This window comes from Psychrobacter sp. (assembly GCF_030457785.1).
Classification (GTDB): Bacteria; Pseudomonadota; Gammaproteobacteria; order Pseudomonadales; family Moraxellaceae; genus Psychrobacter.
This window is the reverse complement of the sequence record NZ_JAKDUI010000244.1, coordinates 1-3570: the sequence shown is the minus strand read 5'-3', so window position 1 is coordinate 3570 and position 3570 is coordinate 1. Positions and strand designations below refer to the sequence as shown.

Annotated in this window: 3 protein-coding genes; all 3 read right to left on the bottom strand. The window is 45.0% G+C overall.

The window, feature by feature from the left end; translation table 11 throughout:
* Positions 1-99: 99 nt before the first annotated feature.
* The 3 genes from L0J61_RS10015 to L0J61_RS10005 all read right to left on the bottom strand — a co-directional run bounded on the left by L0J61_RS10015 (position 100) and on the right by L0J61_RS10005 (position 3371).
* A complete protein-coding gene (locus L0J61_RS10015; RefSeq protein WP_301466302.1) occupies positions 100-663 on the bottom strand; it encodes a murein L,D-transpeptidase family protein in 564 nt (187 codons plus the stop codon).
* Positions 664-824: 161 nt separating this feature from the next.
* Positions 825-1622 (bottom strand): SDR family NAD(P)-dependent oxidoreductase, encoded by a 798-nt coding sequence (locus L0J61_RS10010; protein ID WP_301466301.1) that lies wholly within the window; start codon positions 1620-1622, stop codon positions 825-827.
* A gap of 45 nt (positions 1623-1667) precedes the next feature.
* Positions 1668-3371 (bottom strand): AMP-binding protein, encoded by a 1704-nt coding sequence (locus tag L0J61_RS10005; RefSeq protein ID WP_301466300.1) that lies wholly within the window; start codon positions 3369-3371, stop codon positions 1668-1670.
* Positions 3372-3570 lie beyond the last annotated feature (199 nt).

Genomic DNA, 3570 nt, shown 5'->3' with positions numbered 1-3570 from the left:
TCGATATTATTTTTTATTGATTATAGTTGAGAACAGACGCAACCAAATTCATAAGCCAAGCAATGATAGATCTGCGAGTGTCATTTTATTTAGAAGTATTTACTCAACGATTTGTATGGGTGTGCCAACTTTTACAGCACTCATGATTTCATCCATCTCATCATTAGTAACTGCAACACAACCATCTGTCCAGTCATACTTTTGGTTAATCGAGGCAAGATATCCATAGCCGTTCATTTGCCCATGAATCATAATATCGCCACCAGGACTCACACCCCGTGTCCTAGCCTGTTTTTTGTCATCTTCATTAGGATAGCTGATATGTATGGATCGATGCGCAATCGAATTTTCGTTTTTATAGTCTAAAGTATAAGTTCCTACTGGCGTTCGTTGATCACCCTCTTGCTGTTTGTGCCCGACAGGACTATCACCAAGTGCGATATGGTAGGTTTTGATGACTTGGTTGGCGCTGAGCAACTGCAAGGTACGATCGGACTTATCGACGAAGACCTTATCTATCGTGACATCATTTGGAATGGGTTGCCTTTGATTGGAGGTGCTCTTAGCAGCAACCATGATCACTCCGCCACATATCACGGGGATACTAAAACTAAGCAACAACCGAAAACCACGTTTACCTTTATTTAAACGAGAAAAAGACATAGGCTTGTATCCTTATGAAAATGCTTGAAAGCAATACATCATAATATAACAAAGCACTATGTCAGACTTTATGGAAACTTGGTGGTTTGTGACAAGGCAGTCAGTATCACAAAGTAATTATCGACGTTTTACACTTACCTATTACCATGTATCACTCCTTTCTAAACCATACGAATAGCCCCATCCAAACGAATGACCTCACCATTTAGGTAGGCATTATCAATGATATGTGTCACCAGCTTGGCAAACTCATCTGGGCTGCCCAATCGCTTAGGATAAGGCACACCCGCTTCTAACTGCTCGCGCGCCTTTTCGGGGATGGTATCCATCATTGGCGTAGCGAAAACACCTGGGGCGATGGTCATCACTCGAATACCATGCCGCGCAAGCTCACGCGCTAACGGCAAGGTCAAGCCGACCACACCTGCCTTTGAAGAGGAATAACTGGCTTGTCCCACCTGTCCATCAAAAGCTGCAATTGAGGCAGTATTGATAATGACACCTTGGTCCGCATTTTTTTCTATATCGCTGCTGTTTTCTATAGAGCTACTAGCAGCCACCCGTTTAGCGATACTCGATGCGACCAAACGGGCGACATTAAAAGAACCAACGAGATTGATATTAACACCACGATTGAAAGCATCCAGATCAGCTGGATTGTTGTCGCGATCGAGTAGTTTCTGTACCACCGCAATACCAGCACAGTTAATTGAACCTTGTAGCCCACCAAAGGCATTTTCGGCCGTATCAATAGCCGCCTGCACATCATCGCCATTGGTAATATCACAGCGTACAAAACGCGTATTTGCTCCCAACTCATCGACCAGTTCTTTCGCCGCTGACTCATTCAGATCGGCGATGACAACTTTGCCTCCTTTGGCCACAATCGCACGAACTACTGACTCACCCAAACCTGACGCGCCGCCAGTAACCAAAAAACTGTGTTGTTCAATTTGCATGACTATTCCTTTCATTGATATTTTTATGGACTGTCCATTTTATTTCTATTCCGAAGACAAGCTACGCAGTAAAAAGCGCTGTATCTTGCCACTTGGCGTCTTCGGCAGCGCTGCGACAAACTCAACCTCACGTGGATAAGCATGGGTTGATAGACGCTCACGCACCAACCCTTGGATTTGAGTGGCAATCTCGTCAGTGCCTACGATGCCACCTTTTAACACCACATAAGACTTAATAGTATTACCGCGTACTTCATCTGGTACGCCAACTGCTGCGGACTCCGCGACCGACTCATGCTCTAATACTGTATTTTCAACATCAGTGGGACCGACGCGATAGCCTGCGGTAATAATGATGTCATCATCACGCCCAGAAAACCAATAACTGCCATCACTGTGTCGCTCAACCACATCGCCCGTCAGATAGTAATCATCGTGAAATGCTTGCTTTTCATTCCAGCTATAACCTCGGAAATAAAAAGCTGGGGATTGACTGACGATGACAGCCAGCTGTCCTTGCTCTCCATCAGGCAATACCTGCATATCATCACCCAGCACGACCAGTGTGTGTCCTGGGAGAGCCATGCCCATTGAGCCAACTGGGCAGTCATGCTCTAGCGCATGATGCGCACAGCAGGTCATGCCTGTTTCTGTTTGCCCGTACTGGTCTTTGACCCTACAGTTTAAAGCTGTCTCTACCCAGTTAACGACTTCGGTATTCAATGTCTCACCTGCTGAGTTGGCACAGCGAAGTGAGAGCTTGGCATCGTTTTTTCCGTTTTCAGAATGATCGAAGTTATCAAATACGCCGCTAGATTTCATCATGCGAAATGCGGTGGGTGAAGAGGCTAAATTGGTAATTTTATGACGTACCATAAAATCACGAGTATTTTCGGCATCGAAGCCTGCCTCATTAAAATAAGTCGTGATACCCATCAATAACGGGCCAGTAATTGCATAGTACAAGCCATATGCCCAACCTGGATCAGCCATATTCCAGTAGTTATCATCAGCACGTAAGTCAATCGCATAGTGCATGTATAAGTAAAAAGCAGAGAGCGCACTCAATGGCACACTCACGCCTTTTGATTTACCTACCGTACCAGACGTAAACATCTGCAAAAACGGCGCATCGGTTTCCAAAAGCACTGGCTCTGCAGTCTGCGGCTGGAATGCCATCACCTCTGAGTAATTGTCATCGCCCCATTGTTCAGCATCGCTTTCGCTACCCACCATCACCATCTTGGTTTGCTCTGCCAAGTCTTCAAACTTACCGCGATTTTCTGGATTGGTAAAAACCACTCTGGTGTTGGCCTTGTCCATCCGGTATTTGATTGAATCATAGCCGAAGGCGGTAAATAACGGCTGATAAACAGCGCCAATTCGCCACGCTGCCAGTACGATAACCAGTAACTCAGGACTGCGTGGCAGCATCGTTGCGACTTGATCACCAGCTTGCACACCATAAGACAGCAGTACATTGGCAATTTGCGCACTCGCCTTGTCCATCTCGGCAAACGTCATGCGCGTTACCTGTCCTTCTGTGTCCTCATGTACCAGCGCGTCGTGTTCACCACGCCCATCACGTACGTGACGACCGCAGCATGCCATATAAGCGTTCAGACGATCATCTAAATGATCGCCATAAATTTCTGTCAATAAGTTGTTGAGGTTGAATTGATGATAATAATCACTGTAGCTCGTTGCCACAGGTGCGTTATTATTTCTAGCGTTTGAAGTGGTATGCATAAGCCAATCCTTTAGCAATAGCAGGTCATTGATGACAAGTAGGTGATAATTCAGTATCACACTTGCAAACAGCCATATCCTATAGACCGTTTCGTATTTAAGTGACTCTATTAGTAACGCATTTTAATGTTTATTTCAATACATAACGTATCATTTTTATTATTAAAAAATGAATTTTTCTGCTCATCACACAAACGAA

Coding starts and splice junctions, on each gene's coding strand:
- L0J61_RS10010 (WP_301466301.1), bottom strand. CDS start 1,622: ATGCAAATTGAACAACACAGTTTTTTGGTTACTGGCGGCGCGTCAGGT.
- L0J61_RS10015 (WP_301466302.1), bottom strand. CDS start 663: ATGTCTTTTTCTCGTTTAAATAAAGGTAAACGTGGTTTTCGGTTGTTG.
- L0J61_RS10005 (WP_301466300.1), bottom strand. CDS start 3,371: ATGCATACCACTTCAAACGCTAGAAATAATAACGCACCTGTGGCAACG.